Source organism: Patescibacteria group bacterium (genome assembly GCA_035529375.1).
Taxonomy (GTDB): Bacteria; Patescibacteriota; Microgenomatia; order PFEM01; family JAHIFH01; genus DATKWU01.
Genome location: DATKWU010000018.1, coordinates 82,465 through 107,444, shown reverse-complemented (window position 1 = coordinate 107,444; position 24,980 = coordinate 82,465). Strand labels below are relative to the sequence as shown.

The window sequence follows — 24,980 nt, the reverse complement described above, 5'->3', positions numbered from 1 at the left end:
TTTCTGGAGCCGCCTCTCGGATTCGAACCGAGGACCGATCGCTTACAAAGCGAGTGCTCTACCAGCTGAGCTAAGGCGGCATTTGTATTTTTGATTTTAACAAAAAAAGAGAGAGAAATCTAATCTTTGGAAGGAATAAATTTGAGTATGTAAGTCCCACCGAAGAGGGGGAGTGCAGAGCTTTTTTCCTGAATGATTTTCAAGTGGGTGTTCGCCTCTAAACCCCACGAGGTTTAGAGAGCTAAACTCCCTTAGAAACGTTGAGGAAAAGTGCTTACATTCCTGATCCTTTTCCGGCAGGACAAATTAAAGGTAACATTTTTTATTTTCATAGTCAAGAGGCTAAACTATATCGTAATAGGTCAGTTTTTTTACACGAGCGGGGCGTTTGGGAGAAGAAGAGACAGGATAAGGTTAATGATAGGCGAGATAATGGCAATAATAGGTGAAGTGCCGAAAAAAGGAAAGATAAGAAGAATGAGAATGAAGAAACCATATCGGTTAAGAACAGCGTCTATTTTGTAAGCATTTTCTTTGGGTAAAAGACCAACTAGGATTTTACCACCATCTAGAGGATGGATGGGAATCATATTAAAGATGGCGAGAATAACACTTAAGGTGATAAAAGGCAGGAGAATGGTTTGGATAAGGAGGGCAGAATTAAGAAAAAGATAGGAAAGGCGAATAATTAAGGAAAGAATCAGAGCCAGAGCTAAATCAGCGGCTGGTCCGGCAAAAGAGATAATAGCGGCGTCTCGGCGAGGGTTGCGGAGATTAAAGGGATCAATCGGAACTGGTTTGCCCCAGCCAAAACGAAAGACAAGGAGCATTAGAGTACCAATCGGATCAAGATGGGCGATGGGGTTGAGGGTGACTCTACCGGCTAGTCTGGCAGTAGGATCACCTAAATGATCAGCTGTCCAGGCATGAGCAAATTCATGAACCGTGACCGCTACCAGAAGAGCGGCGGCCCAGATAGCAAAAGATAAAGGATTGGTAAAAAGATATTGTAACATTATGCCTGTTCTGTTATTATACTACATCATATGGCATTTAAATGTGACCGGTGCGGTAAAGGGATTGTGATTACTTCTCAACAGCGACACAAAAAAGGTGTGGCTGGTGGTCGTTGGAAGTATCGAGCCCCAAAAAGTAAAAAAGTTTTAAAACCCAATCTTCAAACTTACAGAGGGAAGTTAAATGGTGAGATGGGGAAATGGAAACTTTGCACTCAGTGTTTAAGAACGATTAAGAAAAAACAAAGAGAAGCAAAAGAGAAAAAAGAGATTAAGAAAGAAAAACCTGCTCCTGAAAAATCTTCTGTTTCCAAAATCAATTAGGATATTAAAATAATAATTTCCGAAGACTTAATAAATTGCTAGGTTTCTGAAAGTAGGCTAAATATCTTAAGGAAGTGCTGAGATGTTTTTTCTTAAGGATATCAAAGACAATATTAAAGATTTCAGAGGTTTTAATTCTTTTTCTTTTTAAGGAGAGAATCTCTGTTTCTACGTCCTTAGTAATTTCTTCTGCTAAGTTGCCAGTTTCGCCTCGATCACTACCTTTTTCCTGAATAGCCGCATGGTAGATGCTTGAATATAGTTTGGCTCGATCATACCTTTGTCTTCTACCTGATTTTTTTATAACAATGAGATAAGAAAGATCAATATTTTCGTAAGTAGTAAATAATTTTTTACAATTTGAACATTTTCGCCTACGCCAAATTTGAGTATTTCCCTTTGTTGGGCGAGAATTAGTAACAAAAACTTGAGAACTTCGACAAAATGGACAATTCATAGCAATATATTGATATTATTTATTTAAAATTTTACCTGACTATTTCCTAAAAATCAACTGTTAATTCGGGCTGAATAGCCATTTTCCTGATATATCTGGTTATATCAATATATGGTCTTAGTTGTTATGGTTAGATTGGATGAAGATAAAGAAAACAATCTTTCCCTCCGAATCACTGATCAATAAAACTTCAATTAAAGTCGCCGAAACAATTTTTAGATTAAATCAAAAGTCAATCACCATGGGCTCGCTTGTTCGGTACTCTTATTATCCGACTAAACTGGCGCAACAAGATCCTCATCTAGAATTTACCATCGATGAGATGGGCATTTTTGAAGAGCTAGTGAAGAATAACCTTTATGATGGCTATGATATTGGCCTTTCTTCTCAGGTAAAGTTTGGTAGTACTTTGGGTCATATTCTGATGATGGATTTGGAGTGTGAACCAACCCCTGAGAATTTGGCTAAAGTCAAGAAAAGACTTTCCTTACTATTCCCAGAAGAAAAAGATATTATTTGGGTAGTAATTGATTCCGGTCATTCTTTTCAAGCCTACAGCCTCAATAAATTCTTGTATGGTGGGATGGATAATAAAATCACCAAGCTGGAATTATTTGATCCAACCAATAATAGTTTAAATAGTTTTGTTTCACCTTCTTTTTTCCAGGAAGGTGAAGATAAAAATTCTAAACTACTTATCCGCTACGCAGAAAGATGTCATTCAGTGATGGATCATGATGAAGAAGGCAAAAGGGATAAGCTTCTTGATGGTTGGTGGTTTACCCACGGTGCTTCCAGAGGTGAAATGTGTTTAAGACTCACTCAGAATAGACCGGATAAATTAAAAATCCCAGAAGTAGTCTCAATCATTAACTTACGATCTTTGCTTCAGGATAGCCCTCTTTGAACTGTTTGTAGGTGACTGCTTTTTTGCTTTCTAGTTGGACTTGGTCAAGAATGAGTCTATTATTTTCTAAGTGAGCTTTAAGAATTTTTAGTCTTTTCTTTTCTTCTTTGATTGTGACTTCTGTCCAAGTCTCTGGCCAAGGATAAAAGGCTCTTATTTTTCTTTCTATTTTAGCTGGTTCTTCTTGCCAGTTTATTTTGCCGTCTTCTCGGGTGAATTTTTTGGTAGGGGTGGCTTGAGAATCATCTTGTTCTCTTAATTCTATTTTGCCTTCTAGATAAGAAAGAAGGATAGTGGTCAGAACTTTGGCTCCAGCCAGAAAAAGACGTTTGAGTAAGGATTCGGCCGTATCATTGGGTCTAATTTCTTCTTTGAATTGAGAAAGGATCGGTCCGTGATCAATTTTTTCGTCCATCTTGAAAATGGTGACACCGGTTTCTTGTTCGCCATTAAGAATGGCGGTAGGCACAGGGGTTGGGCCACGGTACTTAGGGAGTAAAGAGGGATGAATGTTGAGAATGCCGTGTTTTGGTTTTTCCAAGACTTCTTTTTTAAGAATTTGGCCATAAGAAGCCAAGATACCAACATCGGGTTTTTCTTCTAGAGATTTGACGATTTGCCAGCGCTGATCTTTTTTAAGAAGATCTAAAACAATTTGAGAATATTGGTCTGAACCAAAGAAAATAACTTTAGGTTTCATTCGATTTCAACTTCCACAAAGACTTCGTTGTCTTCTTCGTCTTTTTCGATTTTAAAGATTTTTCCTTTTTGTTTAAGAATGTGGTCAGTAAAAAGAATCCCGTTAAGATGGTCGAGTTCGTGCTGAACAAAAGTGGATTCTTTTTCTGCAAACTTTTCTTGATGATTTTTTCTTTCTAAATCTTGCCATTTTAATTTGATCGCATAAGGGCGGTCAACAAAACCATAAAAGCCAGGGATAGAGAGACAACCTTCAAACAGCAGCTTTTCTTTTTCTAAAACTTGGGAGAGTTTTTTCTTAGATTGCCAAGTAATTTTGGGGTTAATAAAGGGAGTAAATTTATTACCTCTTTTAATGACAAAGACCCTGACTGGCTTATTTATTTGGATAGCAGAAAGGCCGACACCTTTAGGTTCTTCGGCGGCTTTAGCGGTCTCAATTAAATTCTTAACCAGTTGTTTTATTTTTTTGTCAATTTTTTTAACTGGTTTTGATTTTTGACGAAGTTTGGAATTAGGGACCGTAATAATTTTTTTAATCGCCATAAGGAAATTTTAGCAGATTTAAGGCTTAGAAGCTACTTTTCTTCGTGTCTCTTGACTGTAAAAGTTTGGAATTCGACTTCTTCTTTGGGACCAATCCCTGCTTTCATTTTGCAAATTTCAATTTGGTGCTCTACGGTTTTAACATTAGGGAGAGCCGGTAAAAGCAATCCCCGGCGGCCATCTTTAGTGGCCACAATCAGACCATGTTTTTGGGGGTTGAGTTGTTTTTTGTTGGCTCTTTTTGGTTCTGAAAGAACATCAACAGAATAGATTAAAGATGGGAGTTCTTCTTTGGTGATTGGTGGGAATCTGGGGTCCTGAGTGGCTGAAGAGATGGCATTGGTTATAATTTCTAGGGCAAGGTTGGGTTTAGTCGGTAAGAAGGTACCAATACAGCCTCTAAGGGAGCCGTCTTTTTTATGGATAGAGACAAAAACCCCAGCTCTTTTCTTGAGCAATTCAGAAGGCAATTTTTCTGGTAAAGGAGGAATTTGGTTGGTTTTAAGATAGGTTTCAATTGTTTGTTTGGCAAGTTTAATGACTGGATCCATAATTAATTTATTCTAGCATTTATCTAGAGAAAAATTAAGAAAAAATTAGTTTGACTGTTTGACTGATTGAGTTTTGGTAAGAAAAATAATAGAATTTAAGAGTAAAAGGAGTTAAAGATGGAGAGAGTTGAAAGAAAGGGCAGCCCTTCTGCCTTAGATGAGGTTAGAGAACTGATTGGTAGGACTGGAGTTAATTCAAAATCTATTCCTTTTGAAATAGTGGGGATTGAGAAAAGAGAGGGTAGAAGAGAAAGAGTAAAAATCAAACCTCTTTTAAATCCCATCTCTATAGTTAGGAAACGGATGGATCCTTTACTACCAGAAACGATTTTGCGGCGAATAGAACAGGGTGAGTGGATTTTAGAACCAAAAGATTCTTAAGTTTAAGTTATTTTTTTATTTTAAAATTAGCCACAAGATAACCCACACCAAAAGGGGCTTCATAAGAGAGAATTTCTGATTGCCATTTGACCTTGGCACCTTCTAGGGCACCTAATAGTTGACAAAAGCTTCTTAAGCCACATTCACCGGCTTCGTCAATGAGCTTGGGATCTATGTTTAAAAGACTACCAATATCTTTTCTTTTAAGGAGATTAATGAATTCCTTATCAAATTTTGGACCAGAGGGATGGAGGCCGTAAGGACCATCTTCTTTCAGTCGGTGGCTCATATCCCCAGAAGCAACCCAAGCTAGTTTCTTAATGTAATTGAGGTTTTTGATTAATTCTTTGCCTCTATTAAAGTGAACTTCAGGTGATTCAAGGTCAGTTAAATGAGCCTTAACTTCAATTCCATGAAGATTTTTGGCTAGATAATGAAGAGGAACATTAAAACCCCAATCAGGATGGGGTGAGGTAATGATCAGACAATCTGGTTTGATCTTAGCTAGTTGTTTGCCTAGTTTTTCTAGAGAGGTAATCGTTTTTTTAACTTCTTGCCTATCTTTTTCTGAACCAACTGAAGGCAGGATAAGAGGTGGGTGAGGCGAGAGACAAGCAAAGACTAACATTGATTTGATTATAGCAAAGATTTAAAAGTCAGTTTTTCTAAGAACATTTGTTATAATAAAAATATGGCTTGGAGAGTGGTTTATTTTGAGAGTCCTCGGGGTGAGAGATTTGTTAAGAAGTTTATTGATGGGCTGGCTCCTGTCGTCAAAGCTAAATATATTGGGATGATTGATTTTCTTGAAGAATATGGGCCATTTTTAAGTGGAAAATATACTAAAAAGTTAAGAAAAGATTTATACGAACTAAGGATAACTGGTAAAGAACAAATTAGGGTTTTATATACGGTGCGAGAAAGAAATATTATTCTTCTTCATGCTTTTAAAAAGAAAACTCAAAGAACCCCACTTAAAGAAATCAAGACAGCTCTTTTGCGTCTTGACAAGTTATAACATATATGATATATTGAACCCATGAGTGAAACAAAAAGACGTAGAAAAGAAAAGTTAATGACCTGGAGAGAACATCGGAAACAATTGATGAAAGACCCCAAGGTTCGTCAGGTTTATCTGGAGCTTCAACCAGAGTTTGCTATTATTAGAAAAATTATTGATTCAAGAGTAAAAGAAGGGGTAACTCAAAAAGAGTTAGCAAGAAGAATGAAGACTAAACAATCAGCCATTTCTCGGTTAGAATCTGGAAAGGCTAATCCTTCTTTAAATTTTCTTCAGCGGTTAGCTGGAGCTTTAAATACGCGTCTCGAAATTCGCTTCTTGCCAAAGTAGCTTCAAAAAGCCAATTTTTTTCAATATAATAAAATAGAATGGCATGGAAAACGAAGAATTAAATTCTGAAATGGAAGCATTAGAACCGCAAATAGAAATTCTAGCGGCTCGGATTAAAGAAAAAGTTAATGAGGTAATTGAGTTAGTTGAAATGGATTTTATTGGCGTTAGAGAGAGATATGGACTTGAACAAATACTCAATGATCCTTATGAGTGGGAAAAACTGAGTGCTGAGGCTCGAGAAGTGATTATTGTTGGTGTTAGGGCTTACTTAGGTGTGGATTTAATTAATCTTCCTAGGGAACAAATTACTAGAAAGTATCATGAGGAAGGAGTCAAAGGTGAGCGGAGCGAAGGCGGAGCAGAGGTAACGGTAATGAGAACAAACAATCCTCAAATAACAGTTCATGTTTTGGAATATGCTAATCCTGAGCTGGGCACAAGATATGATTTGGTAAGAGAGTCTTAAGACTAGATTTCTTCTAGTAATAACTGTTTTTTGTTGATAGGATTGAAGCATGGTCAAAAGACCTCGGTCTAAAACCCCTCTTATTTTTATTATTTTTCTTTTTCTTTCCTTTTTTGGTTTTTTCTCTTGGCAATATTTTTCTTCTCCAAAACTTTTTCTTGTTAGTGAAGTGATTGATGGCGATACGATTAGGCTTAATGATGGTCGAAGAGTAAGATACATTGGTTTGGATGCGCCTGAAGAAGAGAAATGCTTTGCTGAAGAAGCAAAGAAAATAAATGAGGAATTGGTTTTAGGAAAAGAGGTTAGATTGGAAAGGGATGTTAATGAAATGGACAGATTTGGTCGTTACCTGGCTTATATTTATGTTCAAGAGGAAGAAAAGGAAGTTTTTGTTAATCAGTTTTTATTAGAAGAAGGAGCCGGAGAGTTTTTCTTAGATACCGTTAATTTAAAACATCAAGAAGTTTTGGCTCAGGCAGCCGAGAAGGCTCATGATGAAAAGAAAGGACTTTGGCAGGTTTGTGCTCTTGATAAGAATGGCTGTCAGATAAAGGGTAATGTGGATAGATTAGATAAACGTTGGTATCATTTGCCTAGTTTTAGGCATTACGAAGCCACTGAAGTTAATTTGAAACATGGAGACAGATGGTTTTGTTCTGAGGGAGAGGCTTTAGAGGCTGGGTTTGAGAGGGCAAGAGAATAAAATTAAACTTTCCCTATTAGTTTTACCTAGACAAATAAGGAAAAATATGCTATTTTCAAGGCAAAGATGAGATTTAAAAAAATCTTAGTCGTTGGTATAGGAAAAGGAAGTCTTACAAAAGAAACTTGGGGGAAAATTGACCGCTTAACCGAAAAGAAAGTTTTACTTCCAGCAGACAGTAAGGATATTCAAAAACATCTTTCAACAACAGATTGTTTACTCGTTAGTCTCGGTATTACTGTCGATAAGAAAATAATTGACCATGCACCGAAACTAAAATACATTGGTGCTCTTTCGACAGGTTACGGCAGGATAGATGACGCTTACACAGCCAAAAAGAGAATTGTTGTTTGTAATATTCCAGGATACAGCACAGAAGCGGTGACGGAGTTTGCTTTTGCCGCCATTTTGGAACATTTAAGAGAAGTTGAAAGGGGTAAAAATCAGGCGAGAAAAGGTGATTATTCTGAGGCAACTTTCTTTGGAGTTTCAGAAATAAAAGGTAAAAAATTTGGCGTTATTGGTTTGGGGCAAATTGGAGGAAGAATTGCCGAGATTGCTCATGATGGTTTTGGGGCAGATGTAAGATATTGGTCGAGAATAAGAAAGAAGAAATATGAAAGAAAAGGAATAAAATACCAAGAAGTAGAATCTCTAATCAAAGAATGTGATTTTCTTTCTCTCAATCTTGCCTACAATAAAGACACTGAAAATTTTTTGAATAGCAAAAGAATTGGGCTGATTAAATCTGGAGCTGTGGTGATTAATCTGGCACCGATGGAGCTTTTAGATATCAAGGCCCTGGAAAAAAGGTTAAAGAAGGGAGACATAACTTTTATCTTGGATCACTCAGACGAACTTTCTCCAGCCATCGCAAAAAGACTTTCAAAATACAAAAACTGCATCCTTTATCCGCCAATTGCCTATACTACTAAAGAAGCGACAGCAGCAAAACAAGAAATTTTTGTTCAAAATCTTGAAAATTTCCTCAAAGGCAAACCAACTAACAAGGTTAATTAGCCAACCAAGCTTCAAAAGCCAAAATTTCCAGCAGTTTCCAAACAAGTCTGCTAAAATTAGCCTTAAAAAGGGCTTGACTTTTCGGGATAGCTTTGGTAAGGTAATTTTAGTCAATTTGGGGGTCGTTTTCTAACGACCCGAAAGAAGATTATGTTGAATCCTGCCTTAAAAAATTCAGTTAACAAGGACAGGGGTTAGACTTTAGAATTTTCGATTGGGAGGTAGAGCGACTCGCAAAGCGAGAAGCCTACCTTTTTTTGTTAGAATTTTACGAAGATAGGAGGTGAAAAAGATATGAGTTGTCAAAATCTAAAATGGTCGACAAGTTTTCGCTACACAACGGGTAATTCCTACAAGGTACCAGAAATTGGTGGGATTTATAAGGTGTTAAGAAATGATGGGGAAAAGGACAAAATGACTCGAGTTTATGTCGGCAGAGCCTTCCATCTTAGAAAACGCTATCTTGAACATCTTTCGCCAAACGAACAAAATAGCTGTTTAAAAAGGAATTTGGTAAATGAAGATTGTTACTTTAAATATGCCCTTTTGAGCGGCGAAGATAATAGAATTGCCGCAGAATCACATCTTCTTAAAGAAGGTACTTATGAATGTAATAAAAAAGAGGAATGAGACGATCGAGCCTATTCAAAAAAATTAGAAGTTAATTTCTCAAAAAGAGAATTGGCGAATATTTTTTTGTGGGAGAGGAGGTGATATAAATGAGCCCAAATCAATTTAGACAGCTAATGGGTATTCTTAAAGAAATCCTAAAAGAGATTAAATTAAAATAAAAAAAGAAGTAAAATTTCTCTGCTTTTGATTAAGTTTTCAAGTTAGGTTAAGGGCAGATTTCGAACCATATTGGCTTAATACAATCGCCATTAAAGGTACCAAAGCCGAATAGTTTCTTAGCTCCCTCTTCTTCTGGGCTGACGGTTGGAACCTTAGTATCGTACTCAAAAGTTTCAGGTGGCATTTGGTCACCGGAGTCTTTAGAGATGTAGGTCGAATCAAACGTGACTTTAATTTCGTTCTTAGTTGGGCTTGGTACTCTTGGTTTTATTATAATTGTCATTTCGTTATCTATGTTCACTTCTTCTTTAAGGCGCCCTTGCGGTTTTGCAGTCCCTTCTTCTCCCTTGAATCTAACGCTTTTTAAATCCCCATCCGGTATAATTATTGTGTAAAATCTCTTTTTACTATCTCCGTAGGAAAAAACGGCAGGAGGTGGAATATCATTTCCTGGAGTACCATCTTTTAGTAGGTATCTTAACGTTGCAGATGTAAATCCAACAGGAAGTTTTTCTGTATACCAGATTTCCCAAAGTTGATAACCTCTTCTCATCGGGCAATAATATCCTTCCTCGTCAATCTTGAAATATTCATCGACTTCCCAGAAGTTTTTATACTCTTCAAAATCGCCACTGATACATTTATCCTTCTTTATAGGTGTAGGTGGATTTGGCGTGGCCTCTAAGGTTTTTCCAGGTTCGATGGTTAATTCTTTCCTTTGTCCAGTCTCAGGAAGGTTTATTATTACTTTATCCGAAGCAAACAATGTCCCCAAGGAAGTAATTATACTAAAGACCAAAACGAGTAATAGGGTTTGTACGAAACTAAATTTTCTTACGTTAAGATTTATCATCGTTTCTGTCCCTGACATAATTATATCATCAATTTTTTCCTACCCCGCCCTCGAATTCTCCCTAAACCAAAAACAAACTAGCCACGCCGGCAAGGATAAGGATTTTTAAATTTGTTTTGTGATAGAATAAAAATATGTCAGCTGTTTATTTAGCTTTTTTAGCGGCAATTGCTTTTGGATTTTGGACAATCTTTCATAAATATGCTTCTCCTCATATTGATCAAGTTTTCGGAGCCATTCTGGTTTCTTTAACAGCGGTTATCTTGGGGGCGGTTATCTTATTACCTCAATTGAAAAACAAGCAATTAGTTAGCAATCCCAAGGGAATTCTTTTTGTAGTCTTAGCTGGAATTTGTGCTTTTTTTATTGATTTTCTGGCTCTTTCTGCTTATGCCAAAGGTTTACCCATATCGGTGGGAGGACCAATTATTATTGGTGGTAGTATTGCCATTGCTTCCATTATTGGAATTTTCTTAGGTGAATCAGTTGGTTTTCTCAAGATTCTAGCCCTCTTTTTGATTATTTTGGGATCAGCAATTTTAGCAAAATACGAATAAATCTTCTTTTTCTATGTTAAAATTGGGTTGTGAAAAGAAATCTTTCTGTTTGGCTTCTTTATGATGCGGCCAATTCTTTTTTAATGGCGGCCGTGACTGGGCTTTATTTAGGTCAGTGGATTGTGATTGATAATGGTTTTGATGATATTTGGTATGGTGGGACTTTTACTTTAGCGACTCTTTTACTTCTTTTAACTTCACCTTTTTGGGGAGCTTGGTCAGATAAACTTGGTCGGAGAAAACCCTTTATTAGTTGGATGACCATTGTTTTGATTGTTTTTGGGTTTTTATTGAGTTTTACGGTCAACTCTCAATTTTCTGTACTTTTTCGGGTAATGATGGCTTTGGCTTTTTTCTTGGTTATTCAATATGTTTATCAGATAAGTTTGATTTTTTACAATAGTCTCCTTGATAAATTATCAACTTCTAAGAGTCGGGGCAAGATTTCAGGATTAGGCAGTGCCGTGGGTTCTTTTGGTTGGATTGTGGGTGTGGCTCTGCTTTTGCCTTTTAATGAAGGGAAAATTACTTTATTTGGTCAACCTGGCCGAACCCAGGTTTTTTTACCAGGCGTAATTTTGTTTGCTTTATTAGCCTGGCCAATGTTACTTTGGTTTCGAGAACCTAGAGTGAAAGAGATAAAGGAAAAGATTAGTTTTAAGGATATTTATAATAAGACGATTCAGGGTTTAAAGGATTTGTTAAAAAAGAATCGGAATGTGACTCTTTTTCTTTTAGCCTTTTTCTTTATCTCTGATGCTATTCAGACAGGTGAGCTCTATTTTGCCATTTTAATGGATCAGATTTTTAAAGTTTCTGATCCAGTTAAGGTTCAGATCTTGGGGATGATGTTTTTAATTGCGGTTCCGGCTGCCTATGTTTTAGGAAGGTTGGCGGATAAATATGGAACTAAAAGACTCTTGGTTTTGGTTTGTTTTGATTTGATTTTAATTTTTGCTCTTTGTTTTGTGGCTTCTGACCCCAGGATTCTTTATCTCTTTGCTGTTTTTGCGGGTATTGGTTGGGGTGGTTTTTACACTCTTTTCCGAGCCTTGTTAGTCAAAATCTCTCCTAGGTCACAATTAGGTGAATATTTTGGTTTTTATTCTACTTTTGAGAGGTTTGCTTCAATTGTTGGCCCTTTGACTTGGGGTGTAATTACTCTGATGTTAAGAGAGCATGGGATTTTGAAATATCGAGTGGCGGGTTTTGGTTTGGTTTTCTTAATGATCATTGGTCTTTTTCTTTTGACAAAGGTGAAAGAAGAAAAGGTTTTTGCTTGATTTTTTCATTTTGGTTTGTTAGACTCGTCTTCAATTTAAAGGAGTTGTAATTGAAGTATGAAAGAAGGAGAAATTCCCGAACCACCAGAAGTAATTAAAAATATTGCTGCAGGCGGAGAACCAGGTATGGCTTTAGCGCAAGGAGATAGACTTTTGTTTTATACAGCTGGTGAAGGTGATGATTCGAGAGTAGTGGTTAATGAAGGTGAAATTATTCCTGGAGGTGATGTGTTTTCTGTTGCAGCTGCTAGTGAAAAAGGAGCCAAAAAATTTGTTGCAGAAATGGAAAAGGTGGGAGGGAAGAGAATTACTTCGGGAGCGGATTCGCCAGAAGTAGCTAGATCAAGTTTTGGTTGGTCAAGAGACCTGGATGATAAATATCGTGATATCTTTGGCCATGAGGATCCAAAAATTTGAGTTTTTTGATTAAGTAACTTCAAGAAGAATTCTGAGGCTTTTCTCTTCACCACCCTGAATCCAAATTCCAAATTGTTTTAATTCATGGTTTTGCTTTCTTGCCTGTTCTCTTAGTGTGGTGACAATTGTTTTGTGAGGTTCAGCCAATTTTATTTTTACCATGCTTTTGACCAAAGCTGCTTTAACTCCAGTTCCTTCTGTTTCTACTTTAAGATTTCTTTGAGCAAGAATACCTTTTGGTGTTCCTCTAATATTGTAAAATTCACCTGAAATTTTGATTACCCCTTGGAATTGGGGATGATTGGCTTGGATTCTAGCTTCATCAATCTTTAAAATACCAGCCTCGGTTATTTGCATGGCTGAGCCTAATTCAGGTGCCGAAATTCCCATTTGTTCTCCAGTAAGAAGAAGTTGAGGCAGGAATTCTCTTGCTTCTTCTTCAGAAACAGTTTTGTCAATTAAACCACCCTCTCTAATTACTTCTTGAAGATCTCTGACTATTTGAATATTTAATTCCTGACTTTCGTTCATAACCAACTGATTATAGGTAATTTATTAACTCAATTAAAACTCTTATTTTAACTTCTAAACCAAAGACAAACTAGCAATACCAGCGAGAATCAAGAAGATGCCTATTTTTTGGATTAGTTCTATTTTTTCTTTGAAGAAAAGGGTGGCGAGAATAATCGTGATTAGAGGGCTGGTGCTGGCAATCACTGAAACCACACCTGGTTCACCTCTAACTAAGCCTAGGTTATAGGTGGTGAGAGTAAAAACATCAATTAAAATAGCCAGCCAGATTAATCTAGGGATTTTTTTAAAGAGAAGAGGAATTTTTTGTTTAATTAAAACAGCTAAGAGGAAAAAGATAACCAGGTTCCAGAATCGGAGACCAAGATTGGCTGTGTACCAGCCTAATTTTCTTGAGAAAAAAGCGAGGAGAAACATTTCCACTCCCCAGGCCAGAGCGGCTAGACTGGCCCATTTAACCCCTTTATAAATTTTAATCTTTTTTTCTTTAAGGACTTTTCTAAAGTCAGTGGAAATGAGAATAATGCCAATAATGGCAATACTCATGCCGATTATTTTAATGGGAACTACGCTTTCTTTTAAAAAGATAAAACTGAGGATGGCTGTAATAATGGCCCAAACAGAACTTAAGGGGACAACAATGGAAATAATCCCTTGTTCGTAACTCTTGAGAATGGAGATATAAGCGAGACTGCCAATCAGAGCAATTAAACTAAGGTAAAACCAAGTTTGATTAAGAATTAATTCTTCTTTAATGATTGGGAGGAGGAGAAGGGTAGGAAAAAAAGCTAGGATTTGGATTAAAAAACCGACTTTAAAAACGCCAAACTTTTTAGTTAAAGAGGCGACTACAAAACTGCCCGTGCCCCAGCCAAACATGGCTAAGAGGCCAAAAAGAACTGAAGGGGTAATGACTTTTTCCATTATTTATTAATGAATAGATATTTTAGAGATTCTTCTTTATCTTTTTCTTAACTACGACATTATATTTTGACTTTATTCTTTTTTGAAATCTAGTGTCAAGCAAGGATTGACACTTATTTTCTAAAAATCAATAATGGAGTTAATGAAAAAGTGGCTGCCTTTTGTTTTTCTCTTTCTCTTCTTTTTCTGTTTGGCTTCTTTTTCTTTGGCTGAAGAAAAGATGAATGCTCCTTCTGGAGGGATGATTCCTAAGTTAGCGACTACCCCTAATGATCCTGAACTTTTAAATGGTCATGTTTATCCGAGTTGGGGACCGGTTTGTCAGCGTTACACCTATTCCGTGGTTTATCGGGATAAAGAAGGTCGGCCGCCTCAATATATTCAAATTTACTTTAATGGTCAGATGATTGATATTGAGAAAGAGAATCCTGAAGATAATGATTACCAAAAAGGAGTCAAATATATTTATCAGTTTGTGCCTAAGAAATTAGGCTCTAACTTCTATTACTTCGAAGCTTCTAATGGGCTAGGTAAGGCTAGGGATTCGATTATTGATTCGCCGGATAACGGCCCAGTTCTGTTTGAGAGTGCTTTTGATCAGAATGAAATTGCCGTCATTAATCAACAAACCGGAGAAAGGGTTCTAAGCTATCCAACCGGTAAAGAATGGGTCGGTGGGGTGGCCCTCTCTGATGACGGCAAGTATTTAGCCGCTAAAACTTCCCACCATATTTATCTTTTTGATCTGGCTTTTCCTAAGGCGCCAATTTGGTCTTATGAACAAACCGGTGGTGAAGTCGGTGGTGATGTCAAAGGCGGGATTGATATCTCTGGTGATGGCTCAAGAATAATTGCTGGGATTGGTGATTCGGTTCTTTTTTTTGACAAAACCAGTAATAATCCTCTTTGGCAAGCTCAAATAGGCAACACTTATAATGTGGCCATTTCTAAGGATGGTCGCTACATGGCGGCGGCAACTGTCGGCGAAGAAGCTAATCTCAATTCTAATCTTTTAATTCTCTGGGATTACAAGAGCGAGAAACCTTTATGGCAATACCACAGTTCGGGTAATTTCCATGATGTTTCTTTGTCTGCTGACGGTAGTTTTATTGCTGGAGCCACGGGCTGTCCTGATCGGAGGGCTTATATTTTTTCCAAGGAATCTAATGTACCAATCATGAAATCAGAGATGTTGACTCGGGATTCACCGGTTCATCGGGCCAAAATTTCCAGTGATGGTCAGTTGGTCGCTTTTGGGACGGAATCAGATCGGGGAGCGGTTTTTCTTTTTTCCAAGGACTCAACCAAACCTCTTTGGCAATTTCCGGTGCCCGGTGGTAGTTCGGTGAGAGCCCTTAATTTTACGCCTAGTGGTGAATATATTGGGGCAACTACTTTTGCGGGTAACGCCTATATCTTTGCCAAAGACTCGAATCAGCCGGTCGCTTCTTGGCAGGTTCAGGCAGCCTTAGGTGGGGTTGATATTGCTGATGATGGTAGTTTTCTAGCCACTGGCGGTACAGACAACAAACTTCATCTTCTTTTCAAGGATAGTCAAGAAAAAAAAGAGGTTAGTTTTGATGAGTATGTTGAAGAAATTGATATTTCTGGTAACGGCAAATACATTGCTGTGGGGACAGGCGGTTCCGTTTACTTTTTCGAAAGTTTTAGCAAGGATGAAGGCAAGGTTTTTCCTTGCGAGGAAATTATTGAACCAGAGCCAGAGGGGGCAATGTTAGACGTCGACTCGAATATCAGAGAAGGTAAAGAAAATAAACTACCTTCCCTGGCCATCTTTTTTGGTCTCGGTACTTTAGTTTCCCTTTTGGCTTTGGGTTTTTATTTTGCTTTGGTTCGGTTTAATCTTTTAAGGAAACCAGAGGAAAGTCGTTTGAAAATTAGTAAAAAAGTCATTATTCCTTTGGCGGTTTTGACTGGTTTATTTTTAATTTTAGCTTTGTTTTTTGGTTTAAAAGATTTTCGAGAAAATAGTAAAATCCCTTCGGGATTTCCTTTAGAAGAATCTTCACCATCGGGAAGTCAGGAGGTTTGCGGCAATACTTTTTGTGAACCGAATTTAGGTGAGACAAAGGAAAGTTGCTCCCAAGACTGCTCCATGGGAGATTGAATAGTTAATTAAAAATGAAATTGAAAATAGTTTTTTTTGTTTCTTTTTTGTTTGGTTTGGCTTTTCTTTTGCCTGCTTCGGTGTTTGCCTGGGCAGGAGGGACTCATGCTTATCTTTGTCCGCCCATGACTGGGCTCAATTGTAATATCGCTGATGATGTTCATTTTAAAGAAACTTATCCTTTGGGAGAAGTTAATCATTTATGTTTGGATAACAAACCAGATTGTCCACCTCGCTTGATGGCGAAGTACTATTTAAAGAAATATTATTTTGAGGGAGAGAAAGATATTAATCTTTTAGGGGCGGCGGCTCATCTTTATCAAGATTCTTTTTGCCCAGAACACTGGTATCCAATGAGAGAGTTTTTTGGTAGACCAATTGCCTTTTTCTCGCCTGATTGGGTGGGAAGGATAGAGGGTTTAGTTGATCAGAATTTAAGCCAAGGAAACAAAGATTGGGATTTAACCTTAAATCACCAAGGTAAAACCCTGGTAGTTGATCAGCTTTATCTAGATAATCTTAAAGAGGAAATGACTGATTTTTTAAATCAGGAGCCAGTTGAGAGTTTGACTGAATTAGAGTCGCAAATTAAAATCAAGAATTTTTTTAGTTTGGTTCGGGGTTTGCGGGAAATTCTTTTGCCAGTTTTGGTTTTAATCAGCCTTGTTTTGATTTATAGTTTCTGGCAGTGGCAGAAAAATAAAAAAGGTAAGAGTGATTTAATTATTGTTGGCCTTATTTTAGGGATTCTTTTGTTTGTTTTTGTCTTAGGTTTTTTCTACTGACTAATCACATTCTGATATTCAAATCTTCACCACAGTCAGAACAGTGACCGTCTTTATCAACGGCTAGGATTTCGGTTCGGTAGCCAGTTCTTCTAATGGCTAAGTTATGACACTTAGGACAAAAGGTATCGTCTTCTTCATCAACTGGTAGGTTACCAATATAGACAAATTCTAAACCTTCTTTCATCCCTATTTTTCTGGCTTTGAGCAGAGTTTCTGGTGGCGTAGGGGGGACATTGGTCAGGTCAGCGTAGGGAAAGAATCGGGTGACGTGCCAGGGAGTTTTTTTGCCCAGGTTTTTAACAATCCAGTGAGCTATTTTCTTGAGATTATTTTCTGAATCATTCCAGGTGGGGATAATGTTGGTCACGCATTCAAGATGAATCTCGGGATATTGATTATGAACGTATTTGGTGACTTCGAAAACCCCTTTGGCTTGGGGGACACCAATTAATTTTTTGTAGAGCTTATTATCAAAACTTTTCAGGTCAACTCGGTAAATGTTGAGATAGGGAGCAATTTTATCAATCGCTTCTTTAGTGGCATAGCCATTAGTCACCCAACAAGTGTAAATCTTCTCTTTTTGGGCGAGTTTGGCGCCATCTAGAGAGTATTCTAGCCAGATAGCCGGTTCGTTGTAGGTCCAGGCAATTCCTTCAGCGCCTGATTTTTTCGCCATTTTAATAGCTTCTTTTGGAGAAAGAAGTTTTTGGTTGTCAAGGTTAATCGAAGCCCCGTTGGTATGGCTAATATCCCAATTTTGGCAATTTCCTACACCAATAAAGTTTGCTAAATACGAATGATCTTTTTCAATTTCAAGATTAAAAACTTCTCCGCGATACTTTCTTTTATTGATTTTATTTATTGGTATGAAATAGTAACCATTTTTTTCTATATATTTGGTCGAAGCTTTAGCTTTAGGAGTAGTTGGTTTTTTAATTTTCCATTTGACGTAATAGAGAGTTGATTGTTTGACTAATCTTGTACCGATTTTTTTAGTAATGGATGGTTCCCACTTATAAAATCGTGGTAAAAAGCCTAGTTTTAAGACCAGCCAATATATTCCAATAGCGAGCGTAGGAGAGACAGTATTAATTGCTATTTCGTCAGGTTTTCGCCAACCATCGCCATTAATATATCCTTCTAGGAATTGTTGAATAATTTCTCTTGGGGATTGATTAATTTCTGCTGGGACTCTTTTTTTCAAGGCTGTCGAACCACAAAGATTTTTGAAGAAAAGAGCTAAACTTGACTTACCGATTTCTACCGTGACTGTCGTTTCTCGCGTCACGATTTTTGGATTGATCCCGAAAATGGTTACAATTAACTTCTTTACCTCTTCAGCATAATGTCTTTCTTTTTTTGAGAAAGCAAAACTTATTTGAAATGAATTAGGACGTGATTTATTTTTTACTACCCATCCTTCTGCGCAATAATAACCCAGAAGTTTAGCAAGATTCTTGTCAAGAGCAATAAAACGAGGAAGTGATGGTTGTTTTTCAGTCTTAAATTTAATTCCTCCATTTTTTTCTATTAGGAGGTTTTTTCCAAAAACAATCTCTTTCTGAATGATTTTCTTATTTTTCAATCGTGAACGTAAAGTTCTAACATACGCGGGATGGAGATTAAAAGTATCTCCTATAATTCTAGATGTGGTTCCATTTTGACTTAATTCGAGAATTTTTAAGATATCGTTGTATGAAGTCTTTCTTGATTTTCTATATTCTCCTATTGAAGAGTAAAGAACCTTGTTAAGATCAAAAGTGGACAGTTTTGAAAAAGGATAATTTTTAGGAATTAGCAGATAATGCTTTTTAGTTAAATCTTTAGCTTTTATTTTTTGAATTTTATTATCTTGAGAATTAGTTGTGACGAAAAATTCGTGTGAAGGAGTACATTCTATTTGAGGGGCGTAATAAGGTTTTATTGTTATAATTTTTCCATCATATCGGTGACGAAAAACTTTATTAATTTTTCTTAGTTTTCCGGTATGACTATAAACACGCGGTTTTTTATTAAGTTCAAAAAGTTTTTTAAGGTTATAAATACCTTTTTCTGTAGCAATATTTGTGTCAGGAAGAAAACAAAAAGCACATTTGAAATTACAACCATAAGTCCCAAGAGAAAGACAATTTGAGCCTGGTTTATAATGAAAGACTGGCTTTTTTTCAATCGGATCAAGGTTAACTGAAGAAACGACGCCATAGATGACTGATTTGAGGGTTCCGTTTTTATTAATCCTAGTTTGACAAAAACCCCATTGGTCTGGTGAGATTTGGCATCGGCGTTGGCAGGTAAAACAGGCAACTTTTTTATTCTTTAATGTTTTGGCGAGCAGGGTTTTTTTCATCAAAGGGTTTTGAGTTTGTCGCTGGCTCGGGTATCTGCCGGATTAATCTTTTCCAGAATATAGTTTAATTGTTTTCTCGCTTCTTCTCTTTGCTTATTTTCTTCATAAAAAAGAGCTAAGGCGTAGCGGACGTCAGCGTAGTTGGGTTTTAATTCGATGGTGTGTTCCAGGGTTTTAATGGCGGTTTCTTTTTGACCAAGATGAGAATAAAGGAGAGCTAGATTGTATTGAATTTTGGCATCAGTTGGAGCGAGGTCCGTGGCTTTGAGGAGAGTTTCAAGGGCTGCCTGTTCATAGTGAGGATTGGCTAAGGCCAGACTAATAAACATCTTGGCCCGTTTTTTCCAGAAGTTAAGGTGATAGGGACTGGTTTTTAAAGCCTGGTCTGATTCAGCAATAGCTAAATCAACTAGTTGGGCGGAAAGCGAGGCGTCATCCGCTTCTTGGGCTAATTCGGCTAGACCAGCCAGAGAGAGAGCCATTTCGGCGCGGTAATAGGGTTCACTGGGATGAAGGCTGATAGCGGTTTTCAATTCATTATAGGCCTGATCATATTTAGCTCCCTCATTAAGTTTTTCCGCCAAAGCAAAGCGGGTATCAGCATACCAGAATTTGATGAGATAAATGATGGCTCCTAGAGAGAGAAGAGAGATGAGGATAATCACGGCCCATTGTTTGCTTTCTATAATTTGTTTTTTAGGCTTTGGTTCTTTTTCTGACTGACTGACGAGAGTGATAGCTATGGCCGGAATAAGAAAGAAAAGGAGACTAATCGGGACTACCGAAAAGCCAAAAAAGTTGGTGATGAGGATACTGATATAACCAGCGAGGAGAGCCGTCACTAAGAGAGTGGTTTCTTTGGCTTTTTTTAAGTGAATGATGATTTGTTTGAGAGACCAGAAAAGAAAAGTGCCGATTAAGATTAGGTAGGTAGAGAGACCAATTAAGCCGGTGTTGGCTAAAAGAGTTAGGTATTCATTATGGGCTTTGTTGTAGAGTAAATCCCATTCCGAAACATCATTATGGGCTCGGGGGCGGTACCAATAATAAGCGTAACCAAAGGTTTCAACGCCGGTGCCTAAAATCGGGTGGTTTTTCCAGATTTCCAGGGCGCCCTGCCAAACAATTTTGCGGATATCACCAGATTCACTAATAAGCAAGCCTGGTTGTTGGGCTTCGGCCGAGATGATTGCTTCTTGAGTTGTTCCTTTTATTTTTTCTTTGATTTGACCAAGATGAGGGGTCCAGGGAGTGCCGGTCAGGAAGGTTAGAACTAGGAGAAGAAGAGAAAGGCTGATAAAGGGTTTAGTTAATGCTTTTATCTTTTGACGGTTAAGAAAACCAGTTAAACCCCAGAAAACCAGATAGGCCACTGCCAAACCAATCAAGCCAGAGCGGGATTTGGTGTAAAGAAGACAAAGGAAAAAGATGGTAGTTAAGACATAACCAAAATAAGGAAAAGAAAATTTTTTGAAGATTAATTGTTTTTTTAGAAGAATCATTGCCCAGGTGAGGGGTAAGAGTGCCACTAGCCAGGCGGCTAACCAATTAGGCTGGCCAAAAGTGGAGAAAACTCTGATTTGAACTTCTTGGACCCAATATTGAGCATCAATACCAAAATGTTCAGCAAGGCCATAAAGAGAGACGAGGATAGTGGAAGCTAGAGTAAAGCGAATGGTGGTCAGGGTTTTTTCTTTATTAAAGTTACTGACATAGGCCCAGTAAAGAAGAAGATAGCTGATGGTGGGGAAAAGACCGCCATTGAAGCGGCTGTAATAACCCCAAAGGGAAGTATGACGATCAATACTATAAATAGTAGCCATAATTTGGGAACCAAGAAAAAGGATTAAAGGAAGGTCAAGGATAGTCCGACGAAAGATAATCTTTTTCTCAGTAATCATTTTAACAATCCAGGCAGCAATAATAACGACTGTTAGGAGATAGGCGAGGATCATTTTATTAAACTCAAAAAGCTCGTAGTTCCAGGGAGTCAGGATCAAAGGAACCAGGAAAAAAAGAAGATAAAAACTTGATTCAATAATTCGATTAAGCAAAAGGGAAATTGTCTTGTTCATTCCTGACCTTAACTTAGTTTAACAAATTTCTTGCGTAGGAACAAACTCTTTGTTATTATTCCCCTCATGAATCTAAGGGAGCGAGAGCCGATACCAGAACCAAAAGGTTTTTTCCGGTCTTGGAATGTTTGGCATTTTATGACTGAAGACGAAGCCAAGCGATATGATGAAGTTGATTTTAATAATTGGGAGGAAGCTAATTCGGTTTGGGTTTACGGTCCAAGCGGTGGTTGGGGTTCACTCCGTTTATCAAGGGAACCAGGTTTTTGTTTGGATTTAAGGACCCTTGAAGATTTACCGCCTGGGACTTGGGTTTCTCATGATGGTCAGCGAGTTCGTTTAAAAATTCCTTCCTCAGATTAAAGAATTTGTGTTATACTAAGCCCATTATTTAATGGCTTCTTTAAGATTATTTTTTTAAATGATATTTGACTCTCTTTTTAGTCTAATCTCTCATGATGTCGGCATTGATTTAGGCACTTCCAATACTCTGGTTTGGGTTAAGGAAAAGGGAATTGTCATTCGGGAACCGTCGGTGGTTGCCCGCCATAAAAAAACCAAAGAGATTTTGGCGATTGGCAGTCAAGCCAAGAAAATGATTGGCAAGACACCGGAAATGATTGAGACGATTCGGCCTTTAAAGGATGGGGTGATTGCTGATTTCGATGCTGCCGAGGCGATACTTAAGAAATACATTGAGGAAATTCATCAGTCAGGACCTCTTTTTCCCAGAATTCCTAAGCCAAGAATGGTCATTGGTATTCCTTCAGGCGTAACCGAAGTCGAAAGAAAGGCGGTTCAGGATGCGGCTTTAAGTGCAGGAGCAAGAAAAGCTTATTTGATTGAAGAACCAATGGCGGCGGCGATTGGGATTGGTTTGCCAATTGAAAAGCCAGAAGGCGCTCTTTTAGTGGACATTGGTGGGGGCACCACGGAAATTGCGGTTATCTCTCTTGGGGGAATTGTGATTGAGCGTTGTTTGCGGATTGCTGGCGATGAAATGGATGAAGCGGTTATCACTTACATGAGATTAAAATATTCTCTTCTTCTAGGTGAAGCCACGGCTGAGGAGATTAAAATTCAACTTGGTTCAGCTTACTCTCGAGAAAGAATTCGGGAGATGATTGTTCGAGGTCGGGGTTTGGAAACAGGTTTGCCTAAATCTTTGAAAATTGGTTCAGAAGAGATTAGGGAAGCGATTTCACCAGTCGTTCGTCAGATTGTTGATCAGATTTCGGAAGTGATTGAAGAAACACCCCCAGAGTTGGTGGCCGATATTATTGCTCGGGGGATTACTTTATGTGGCGGTGGCTCTCAATTGGTGGGTTTAGATAAATTAATTGCCGAGGAAACCAAGATGCCTGTTTGGTTGGCCGATAATCCGATGAATGCCGTGGTTAGAGGTTGTGGTAAGGTTTTGGAAGATGAATCTTTATTAAAAAAGGTTAGAGTGACGGGTGGTTTAAGGTAGAAAGAAATTCAGAAGAAATTAAAAAAATCCCAATAATTAAAAAACAATTAAAGTCTTGTTGGAGCAGTGTCGTCTTTGAGGATTAAATTTGGCTTATCAAGATTAGTCGGTTTTAAGAATTGAAGAGTCAGATTTTGGATTAATGCTTTTAGCTCATCAGGAACTTCCTCTAAATTAATATTCTTTAGTGGCTTTATAGATTCATTACTAGCAAAAATTAAGCTATTACCATTATCAACTGAAAAAGAATAAGTGTAGTTGAAAACCGATTTTACTGTTTGACTGATTGTTTGAAAACGGAAGCTGTTCTGGGAAGAAGTGGCAATATTAAAGGCAAGGATACCTTTTTCTTGAAGATGATTTTTAGCTTCCTGAAAAAACTATTCAGTGGCTAAATGAAAAGGAATATAGGTTTGGCGGGCATAGGCGTCGACAATGATAACGTTATATTTTTTTTCAGTTTGATTAAGAAAAGCCCGGCCATCCATTTGATAGATGGTTAAGCTAGGTTGCTCTAATTCAAAATATTTTTTGCCCACCTTGATTACTTCAGGATCAATTTCCACCCCATCGATTTTGAGATCATATTGATTAGAAAAGAAATGCTGGTACTGGCGAGAAATAGTACCAGCACCTAAGCCAATGATAAGAACGTCTAGGTTTTTGTCGTTTCTCAACAAAGGCAAAAGGTTGAAATAATCAAAGCATCCATCGGTTAAATAGGAATAAGGCGAATAAGAAGAGCTGATAAAACTATTTGGACCTAAGGAAAGAAGATAAATCTTTCCCCTTTTGATAACCTTGATTTCTTGATAAAGAGATTCGGTTTGATAAATAACCTCATTATTTGGTGAAAATGAAAGCTTTTGGGATTTGGGAAAGTTAAAAAGGAGGATGATTAAAATTAAGGCCGGGATAATTTTCTGGAATTTGGGTAGACCAATTAAGGCAATGATTTCCAAAGCAATACCGGTTAAGAAAAAAGTTAATTTAGTGCCGATTAAGGGAATAAGAACAAAAGAAGGAAGAAGAGTGCCGAGGATGCTGCCGGCAGTGGAAATAGCAAAAATAAGGCCCGCGGCCTGGCCTGATTTCTTACTTTTAAAGCTGGCAATAATTAAGGGATAGATTGAGCCGAGAAGAAAAACAGGCAGAAAGAAAAGAGAAAGGACGACTAAAAAGGTTTTGAAAGAAAGGGAAAACTTGGCTAATTGTAAGGAGAGAGAAGTAAAAGAAACAATAGGCTCGACAAAAAGATAGGAAAAGCTGATTAACAAGCCGGCAGAAGCAATAATCAAATAAACAACCGAATCTATTTTCTTGATCCTCTTTGAAAGCTGGCCACCAAAGAAGTAGCCTAAGGCGAGGGCAGTCATCACCAAAGCAATAATCGTTGCCCAGACCTCCATCGATGAGCCGAAAAAAGGGGCGACTAAACGAACGGCGGTCAGTTCCACTATCATGCCGGCAACGCCGCAAAGAAAGGCGGTCAGATAGAGGAAAAGAGATTTTAGTTGTTTGAACTTCATAATTTTAGTATACCAGAGTTGTTAGTCTGAAATTCTTGCTAAAAAGTGGTATAATTTTCATAGTTGTCAAAATGATTTTTAAACCAAAATTGAATCTTTTGGTAGATAAATAAAGTAGTTTAATATCATCCGAAAAACGGAGGATTTTTTATAATGGTAATTGAACAAGGTAAAAACGAGTCAATTTCAATCCGCCAAGAAAAAAGAAGAAGACCATTGACTAGGAGAGAATTTCTAATAGTTGGAACTGCAGCAACTGGAATCTTGATGATAAAAGGAGCCTCATATTTACTAAAGCGAAATGGGGTTTTGGAAAATTTGTCCCCCAAGTCGTCTATCCGTCCAGGTCGCGCTGAATCAATAATTTCCCCTCCTACCCCAGAGAGTTTGTGCGATTTTAAAGAATTCAGTATGGACCCTGGACTAGACTATACAGTTGATGATAAGACAATACAGGCAATTTTAGAAGATAGCGGTGTTGATTGCAGAGAACTAATGCCGTTAATGTTTATCTTCTATCGTGATTTAATCCCAATCAAAAGTGGTAGAAATGAAGGAAAATTTGCTTTGGGAATAGCTCGAGAGATTGAAAGCGGAGAGGGTAAAACCAGGTGGCTAAGTGTTTCGGCATCTTTAGCAGAGCCGGAAAATAGTGGTAAAAGAGATTATTCAAAATACAATCAGCTAATTGGTATAAAAAGATTAGAGTGGACTCTCCTCCATGAATTAGGCCACGAGGTGCTTAAGTTGCAAGGAGTCAAAATTGGAGATGAAGACAAAGAAATATATTGTGATGGATTTGCAAATAGATATATTGACTATAATATTCTCCGAGAGAAAAAATCATTGAGGTAATTA

The 24,980-nt window shown here is 37.6% G+C and carries 29 protein-coding genes and 1 tRNA gene; 17 read left to right on the top strand and 13 right to left on the bottom strand.

What is annotated here, in order from left to right; all coding sequences use genetic code 11:
- Window positions 1–4: 4 nt before the first annotated feature.
- Both VMY36_04610 and VMY36_04605 read right to left on the bottom strand, forming a co-directional pair.
- Window positions 5–80 (bottom strand) — tRNA-Thr (locus VMY36_04610).
- Between the two features lie 291 nt (window positions 81–371).
- A complete protein-coding gene (locus VMY36_04605; protein HUV43151.1) occupies window positions 372–1,016 on the bottom strand; it encodes a site-2 protease family protein in 645 nt (214 codons plus the stop codon).
- Between the two features lie 30 nt (window positions 1,017–1,046).
- On the opposite strand from VMY36_04605, the gene VMY36_04600 reads away from it, so the two are divergent.
- On the top strand, window positions 1,047–1,340 hold the full coding sequence (locus VMY36_04600) for a L28 family ribosomal protein (GenBank protein HUV43150.1): 294 nt from the start codon (window positions 1,047–1,049) through the stop codon (window positions 1,338–1,340).
- 4 nt (window positions 1,341–1,344) lie between these two features.
- Here the strand turns inward: VMY36_04600 and VMY36_04595 are convergent, their stop codons facing one another.
- Entirely contained in the window at window positions 1,345–1,797 is a 453-nt protein-coding gene (locus tag VMY36_04595) for an ATP cone domain-containing protein (protein HUV43149.1), read from the bottom strand.
- A gap of 139 nt (window positions 1,798–1,936) precedes the next feature.
- Between VMY36_04595 and VMY36_04590 the strand changes: the two genes are divergently transcribed.
- Window positions 1,937–2,704 (top strand): hypothetical protein, encoded by a 768-nt coding sequence (locus VMY36_04590; protein ID HUV43148.1) that lies wholly within the window; start codon window positions 1,937–1,939, stop codon window positions 2,702–2,704.
- On the opposite strand, the gene VMY36_04585 is transcribed toward VMY36_04590, so the two are convergent.
- From VMY36_04585 to amrA, 3 genes are read right to left on the bottom strand one after another with little or no spacing between them, the layout of a single operon-like run.
- Complete coding sequence (locus VMY36_04585) at window positions 2,667–3,404, bottom strand: methionyl-tRNA formyltransferase (protein ID HUV43147.1); 738 nt, start codon at window positions 3,402–3,404, stop codon at window positions 2,667–2,669. The genes VMY36_04590 and VMY36_04585 overlap by 38 nt on opposite strands.
- Window positions 3,401–3,949, bottom strand: coding sequence for a peptide deformylase (gene def / locus VMY36_04580; GenBank protein HUV43146.1), 549 nt, complete (start codon window positions 3,947–3,949; stop codon window positions 3,401–3,403). The genes VMY36_04585 and def overlap by 4 nt, the downstream gene beginning before the upstream one ends.
- Before the next feature lie 32 nt (window positions 3,950–3,981).
- Entirely contained in the window at window positions 3,982–4,500 is a 519-nt protein-coding gene (gene amrA / locus VMY36_04575; GenBank protein HUV43145.1) for an AmmeMemoRadiSam system protein A, read from the bottom strand.
- Window positions 4,501–4,617: 117 nt separating this feature from the next.
- On the opposite strand from amrA, the gene VMY36_04570 reads away from it, so the two are divergent.
- A complete protein-coding gene (locus tag VMY36_04570; GenBank protein HUV43144.1) occupies window positions 4,618–4,881 on the top strand; it encodes a hypothetical protein in 264 nt (87 codons plus the stop codon).
- Window positions 4,882–4,888: 7 nt separating this feature from the next.
- Here the strand turns inward: VMY36_04570 and VMY36_04565 are convergent, their stop codons facing one another.
- On the bottom strand, window positions 4,889–5,509 hold the full coding sequence (locus VMY36_04565; protein ID HUV43143.1) for a class III extradiol dioxygenase subunit B-like domain-containing protein: 621 nt from the start codon (window positions 5,507–5,509) through the stop codon (window positions 4,889–4,891).
- Window positions 5,510–5,572: 63 nt separating this feature from the next.
- Here VMY36_04565 and VMY36_04560 point away from each other — a divergent pair, with 63 nt between their 5' ends.
- The 6 genes from VMY36_04560 to VMY36_04535 all read left to right on the top strand — a co-directional run bounded on the left by VMY36_04560 (window position 5,573) and on the right by VMY36_04535 (window position 9,057).
- Complete coding sequence (locus VMY36_04560) at window positions 5,573–5,899, top strand: type II toxin-antitoxin system RelE/ParE family toxin (GenBank protein HUV43142.1); 327 nt, start codon at window positions 5,573–5,575, stop codon at window positions 5,897–5,899.
- A 21-nt stretch (window positions 5,900–5,920) separates the two neighbouring features.
- Window positions 5,921–6,232: a helix-turn-helix transcriptional regulator gene (locus VMY36_04555; GenBank protein ID HUV43141.1), complete on the top strand. Its 312-nt coding sequence runs from the start codon at window positions 5,921–5,923 to the stop codon at window positions 6,230–6,232.
- A gap of 43 nt (window positions 6,233–6,275) precedes the next feature.
- Window positions 6,276–6,701 (top strand): hypothetical protein, encoded by a 426-nt coding sequence (locus tag VMY36_04550; GenBank protein ID HUV43140.1) that lies wholly within the window; start codon window positions 6,276–6,278, stop codon window positions 6,699–6,701.
- 49 nt (window positions 6,702–6,750) lie between these two features.
- Window positions 6,751–7,407, top strand: a complete 657-nt coding sequence (locus VMY36_04545) for a thermonuclease family protein (protein ID HUV43139.1) — start codon at window positions 6,751–6,753, stop codon at window positions 7,405–7,407.
- 66 nt (window positions 7,408–7,473) lie between these two features.
- Window positions 7,474–8,427, top strand: a complete 954-nt coding sequence (locus VMY36_04540) for a 2-hydroxyacid dehydrogenase (GenBank protein HUV43138.1) — start codon at window positions 7,474–7,476, stop codon at window positions 8,425–8,427.
- Between the two features lie 294 nt (window positions 8,428–8,721).
- Window positions 8,722–9,057 (top strand): GIY-YIG nuclease family protein, encoded by a 336-nt coding sequence (locus tag VMY36_04535; GenBank protein HUV43137.1) that lies wholly within the window; start codon window positions 8,722–8,724, stop codon window positions 9,055–9,057.
- 208 nt (window positions 9,058–9,265) lie between these two features.
- On the opposite strand, the gene VMY36_04530 is transcribed toward VMY36_04535, so the two are convergent.
- Window positions 9,266–10,090 (bottom strand): hypothetical protein, encoded by an 825-nt coding sequence (locus tag VMY36_04530; protein HUV43136.1) that lies wholly within the window; start codon window positions 10,088–10,090, stop codon window positions 9,266–9,268.
- A gap of 116 nt (window positions 10,091–10,206) precedes the next feature.
- Here VMY36_04530 and VMY36_04525 point away from each other — a divergent pair, with 116 nt between their 5' ends.
- Genes VMY36_04525 through VMY36_04515 form a run of 3 tightly spaced genes read left to right on the top strand, consistent with a single transcriptional unit; the run spans window position 10,207 to window position 12,329 of the window.
- Window positions 10,207–10,629 carry an EamA family transporter gene (locus VMY36_04525; GenBank protein HUV43135.1) on the top strand — a complete coding sequence of 141 codons (423 nt, stop codon included), beginning with the start codon at window positions 10,207–10,209 and terminating at the stop codon, window positions 10,627–10,629.
- Window positions 10,630–10,658: 29 nt separating this feature from the next.
- The gene (locus VMY36_04520; protein HUV43134.1) at window positions 10,659–11,912 is read left to right on the top strand and encodes an MFS transporter; all 1,254 of its coding nucleotides are present in this window, start codon (window positions 10,659–10,661) and stop codon (window positions 11,910–11,912) included.
- 57 nt (window positions 11,913–11,969) lie between these two features.
- A complete protein-coding gene (locus tag VMY36_04515; GenBank protein ID HUV43133.1) occupies window positions 11,970–12,329 on the top strand; it encodes a hypothetical protein in 360 nt (119 codons plus the stop codon).
- Between the two features lie 9 nt (window positions 12,330–12,338).
- Here VMY36_04515 and VMY36_04510 read toward each other — a convergent pair whose 3' ends face one another.
- Both VMY36_04510 and VMY36_04505 read right to left on the bottom strand, forming a co-directional pair.
- Window positions 12,339–12,860 (bottom strand): hypothetical protein, encoded by a 522-nt coding sequence (locus VMY36_04510; GenBank protein HUV43132.1) that lies wholly within the window; start codon window positions 12,858–12,860, stop codon window positions 12,339–12,341.
- A 54-nt stretch (window positions 12,861–12,914) separates the two neighbouring features.
- On the bottom strand, window positions 12,915–13,784 hold the full coding sequence (locus VMY36_04505; protein ID HUV43131.1) for a DMT family transporter: 870 nt from the start codon (window positions 13,782–13,784) through the stop codon (window positions 12,915–12,917).
- A gap of 142 nt (window positions 13,785–13,926) precedes the next feature.
- Between VMY36_04505 and VMY36_04500 the strand changes: the two genes are divergently transcribed.
- Both VMY36_04500 and VMY36_04495 read left to right on the top strand, forming a co-directional pair.
- Window positions 13,927–15,912, top strand: coding sequence for a WD40 repeat domain-containing protein (locus tag VMY36_04500; protein HUV43130.1), 1,986 nt, complete (start codon window positions 13,927–13,929; stop codon window positions 15,910–15,912).
- A gap of 14 nt (window positions 15,913–15,926) precedes the next feature.
- Entirely contained in the window at window positions 15,927–16,697 is a 771-nt protein-coding gene (locus VMY36_04495) for a hypothetical protein (GenBank protein HUV43129.1), read from the top strand.
- A 4-nt stretch (window positions 16,698–16,701) separates the two neighbouring features.
- Here VMY36_04495 and VMY36_04490 read toward each other — a convergent pair whose 3' ends face one another.
- Together VMY36_04490 and VMY36_04485 are read right to left on the bottom strand one after the other, a co-directional pair.
- Complete coding sequence (locus VMY36_04490) at window positions 16,702–19,047, bottom strand: radical SAM protein (protein HUV43128.1); 2,346 nt, start codon at window positions 19,045–19,047, stop codon at window positions 16,702–16,704.
- Window positions 19,047–21,122 (bottom strand): O-antigen ligase family protein, encoded by a 2,076-nt coding sequence (locus tag VMY36_04485; GenBank protein ID HUV43127.1) that lies wholly within the window; start codon window positions 21,120–21,122, stop codon window positions 19,047–19,049. The genes VMY36_04490 and VMY36_04485 overlap by 1 nt, the downstream gene beginning before the upstream one ends.
- Before the next feature lie 66 nt (window positions 21,123–21,188).
- Between VMY36_04485 and VMY36_04480 the strand changes: the two genes are divergently transcribed.
- On the top strand, window positions 21,189–21,485 hold the full coding sequence (locus VMY36_04480) for a hypothetical protein (protein ID HUV43126.1): 297 nt from the start codon (window positions 21,189–21,191) through the stop codon (window positions 21,483–21,485).
- Window positions 21,486–21,543: 58 nt separating this feature from the next.
- On the top strand, window positions 21,544–22,593 hold the full coding sequence (locus VMY36_04475; GenBank protein HUV43125.1) for a rod shape-determining protein: 1,050 nt from the start codon (window positions 21,544–21,546) through the stop codon (window positions 22,591–22,593).
- A gap of 380 nt (window positions 22,594–22,973) precedes the next feature.
- Here the strand turns inward: VMY36_04475 and VMY36_04470 are convergent, their stop codons facing one another.
- Window positions 22,974–24,122 carry a fused MFS/spermidine synthase gene (locus VMY36_04470; GenBank protein ID HUV43124.1) on the bottom strand — a complete coding sequence of 383 codons (1,149 nt, stop codon included), beginning with the start codon at window positions 24,120–24,122 and terminating at the stop codon, window positions 22,974–22,976.
- Window positions 24,123–24,275: 153 nt separating this feature from the next.
- Here VMY36_04470 and VMY36_04465 point away from each other — a divergent pair, with 153 nt between their 5' ends.
- A complete protein-coding gene (locus VMY36_04465) occupies window positions 24,276–24,977 on the top strand; it encodes a hypothetical protein (GenBank protein ID HUV43123.1) in 702 nt (233 codons plus the stop codon).
- Window positions 24,978–24,980: the final 3 nt, after the last annotated feature.

Excerpts from the sequence above, each read along its gene's own strand:
- VMY36_04605 (HUV43151.1), bottom strand. The coding sequence starts at position 1,016 with ATGTTACAATATCTTTTTACCAATCCTTTATCTTTTGCTATCTGGGCC.
- VMY36_04600 (HUV43150.1), top strand. The coding sequence starts at position 1,047 with ATGGCATTTAAATGTGACCGGTGCGGTAAAGGGATTGTGATTACTTCT.
- VMY36_04595 (HUV43149.1), bottom strand. The coding sequence starts at position 1,797 with ATGAATTGTCCATTTTGTCGAAGTTCTCAAGTTTTTGTTACTAATTCT.
- VMY36_04590 (HUV43148.1), top strand. The coding sequence starts at position 1,937 with ATGAAGATAAAGAAAACAATCTTTCCCTCCGAATCACTGATCAATAAA.
- VMY36_04585 (HUV43147.1), bottom strand. The coding sequence starts at position 3,404 with ATGAAACCTAAAGTTATTTTCTTTGGTTCAGACCAATATTCTCAAATT.
- def (HUV43146.1), bottom strand. The coding sequence starts at position 3,949 with ATGGCGATTAAAAAAATTATTACGGTCCCTAATTCCAAACTTCGTCAA.
- amrA (HUV43145.1), bottom strand. The coding sequence starts at position 4,500 with ATGGATCCAGTCATTAAACTTGCCAAACAAACAATTGAAACCTATCTT.
- VMY36_04570 (HUV43144.1), top strand. The coding sequence starts at position 4,618 with ATGGAGAGAGTTGAAAGAAAGGGCAGCCCTTCTGCCTTAGATGAGGTT.
- VMY36_04565 (HUV43143.1), bottom strand. The coding sequence starts at position 5,509 with ATGTTAGTCTTTGCTTGTCTCTCGCCTCACCCACCTCTTATCCTGCCT.
- VMY36_04560 (HUV43142.1), top strand. The coding sequence starts at position 5,573 with ATGGCTTGGAGAGTGGTTTATTTTGAGAGTCCTCGGGGTGAGAGATTT.
- VMY36_04555 (HUV43141.1), top strand. The coding sequence starts at position 5,921 with ATGAGTGAAACAAAAAGACGTAGAAAAGAAAAGTTAATGACCTGGAGA.
- VMY36_04550 (HUV43140.1), top strand. The coding sequence starts at position 6,276 with ATGGAAAACGAAGAATTAAATTCTGAAATGGAAGCATTAGAACCGCAA.
- VMY36_04545 (HUV43139.1), top strand. The coding sequence starts at position 6,751 with ATGGTCAAAAGACCTCGGTCTAAAACCCCTCTTATTTTTATTATTTTT.
- VMY36_04540 (HUV43138.1), top strand. The coding sequence starts at position 7,474 with ATGAGATTTAAAAAAATCTTAGTCGTTGGTATAGGAAAAGGAAGTCTT.
- VMY36_04535 (HUV43137.1), top strand. The coding sequence starts at position 8,722 with ATGAGTTGTCAAAATCTAAAATGGTCGACAAGTTTTCGCTACACAACG.
- VMY36_04530 (HUV43136.1), bottom strand. The coding sequence starts at position 10,090 with ATGTCAGGGACAGAAACGATGATAAATCTTAACGTAAGAAAATTTAGT.
- VMY36_04525 (HUV43135.1), top strand. The coding sequence starts at position 10,207 with ATGTCAGCTGTTTATTTAGCTTTTTTAGCGGCAATTGCTTTTGGATTT.
- VMY36_04515 (HUV43133.1), top strand. The coding sequence starts at position 11,970 with ATGAAAGAAGGAGAAATTCCCGAACCACCAGAAGTAATTAAAAATATT.
- VMY36_04510 (HUV43132.1), bottom strand. The coding sequence starts at position 12,860 with ATGAACGAAAGTCAGGAATTAAATATTCAAATAGTCAGAGATCTTCAA.
- VMY36_04505 (HUV43131.1), bottom strand. The coding sequence starts at position 13,784 with ATGGAAAAAGTCATTACCCCTTCAGTTCTTTTTGGCCTCTTAGCCATG.
- VMY36_04500 (HUV43130.1), top strand. The coding sequence starts at position 13,927 with ATGAAAAAGTGGCTGCCTTTTGTTTTTCTCTTTCTCTTCTTTTTCTGT.
- VMY36_04495 (HUV43129.1), top strand. The coding sequence starts at position 15,927 with ATGAAATTGAAAATAGTTTTTTTTGTTTCTTTTTTGTTTGGTTTGGCT.
- VMY36_04490 (HUV43128.1), bottom strand. The coding sequence starts at position 19,047 with ATGAAAAAAACCCTGCTCGCCAAAACATTAAAGAATAAAAAAGTTGCC.
- VMY36_04485 (HUV43127.1), bottom strand. The coding sequence starts at position 21,122 with ATGAACAAGACAATTTCCCTTTTGCTTAATCGAATTATTGAATCAAGT.
- VMY36_04480 (HUV43126.1), top strand. The coding sequence starts at position 21,189 with ATGAATCTAAGGGAGCGAGAGCCGATACCAGAACCAAAAGGTTTTTTC.
- VMY36_04475 (HUV43125.1), top strand. The coding sequence starts at position 21,544 with ATGATATTTGACTCTCTTTTTAGTCTAATCTCTCATGATGTCGGCATT.
- VMY36_04470 (HUV43124.1), bottom strand. The coding sequence starts at position 24,122 with ATGAAGTTCAAACAACTAAAATCTCTTTTCCTCTATCTGACCGCCTTT.
- VMY36_04465 (HUV43123.1), top strand. The coding sequence starts at position 24,276 with ATGGTAATTGAACAAGGTAAAAACGAGTCAATTTCAATCCGCCAAGAA.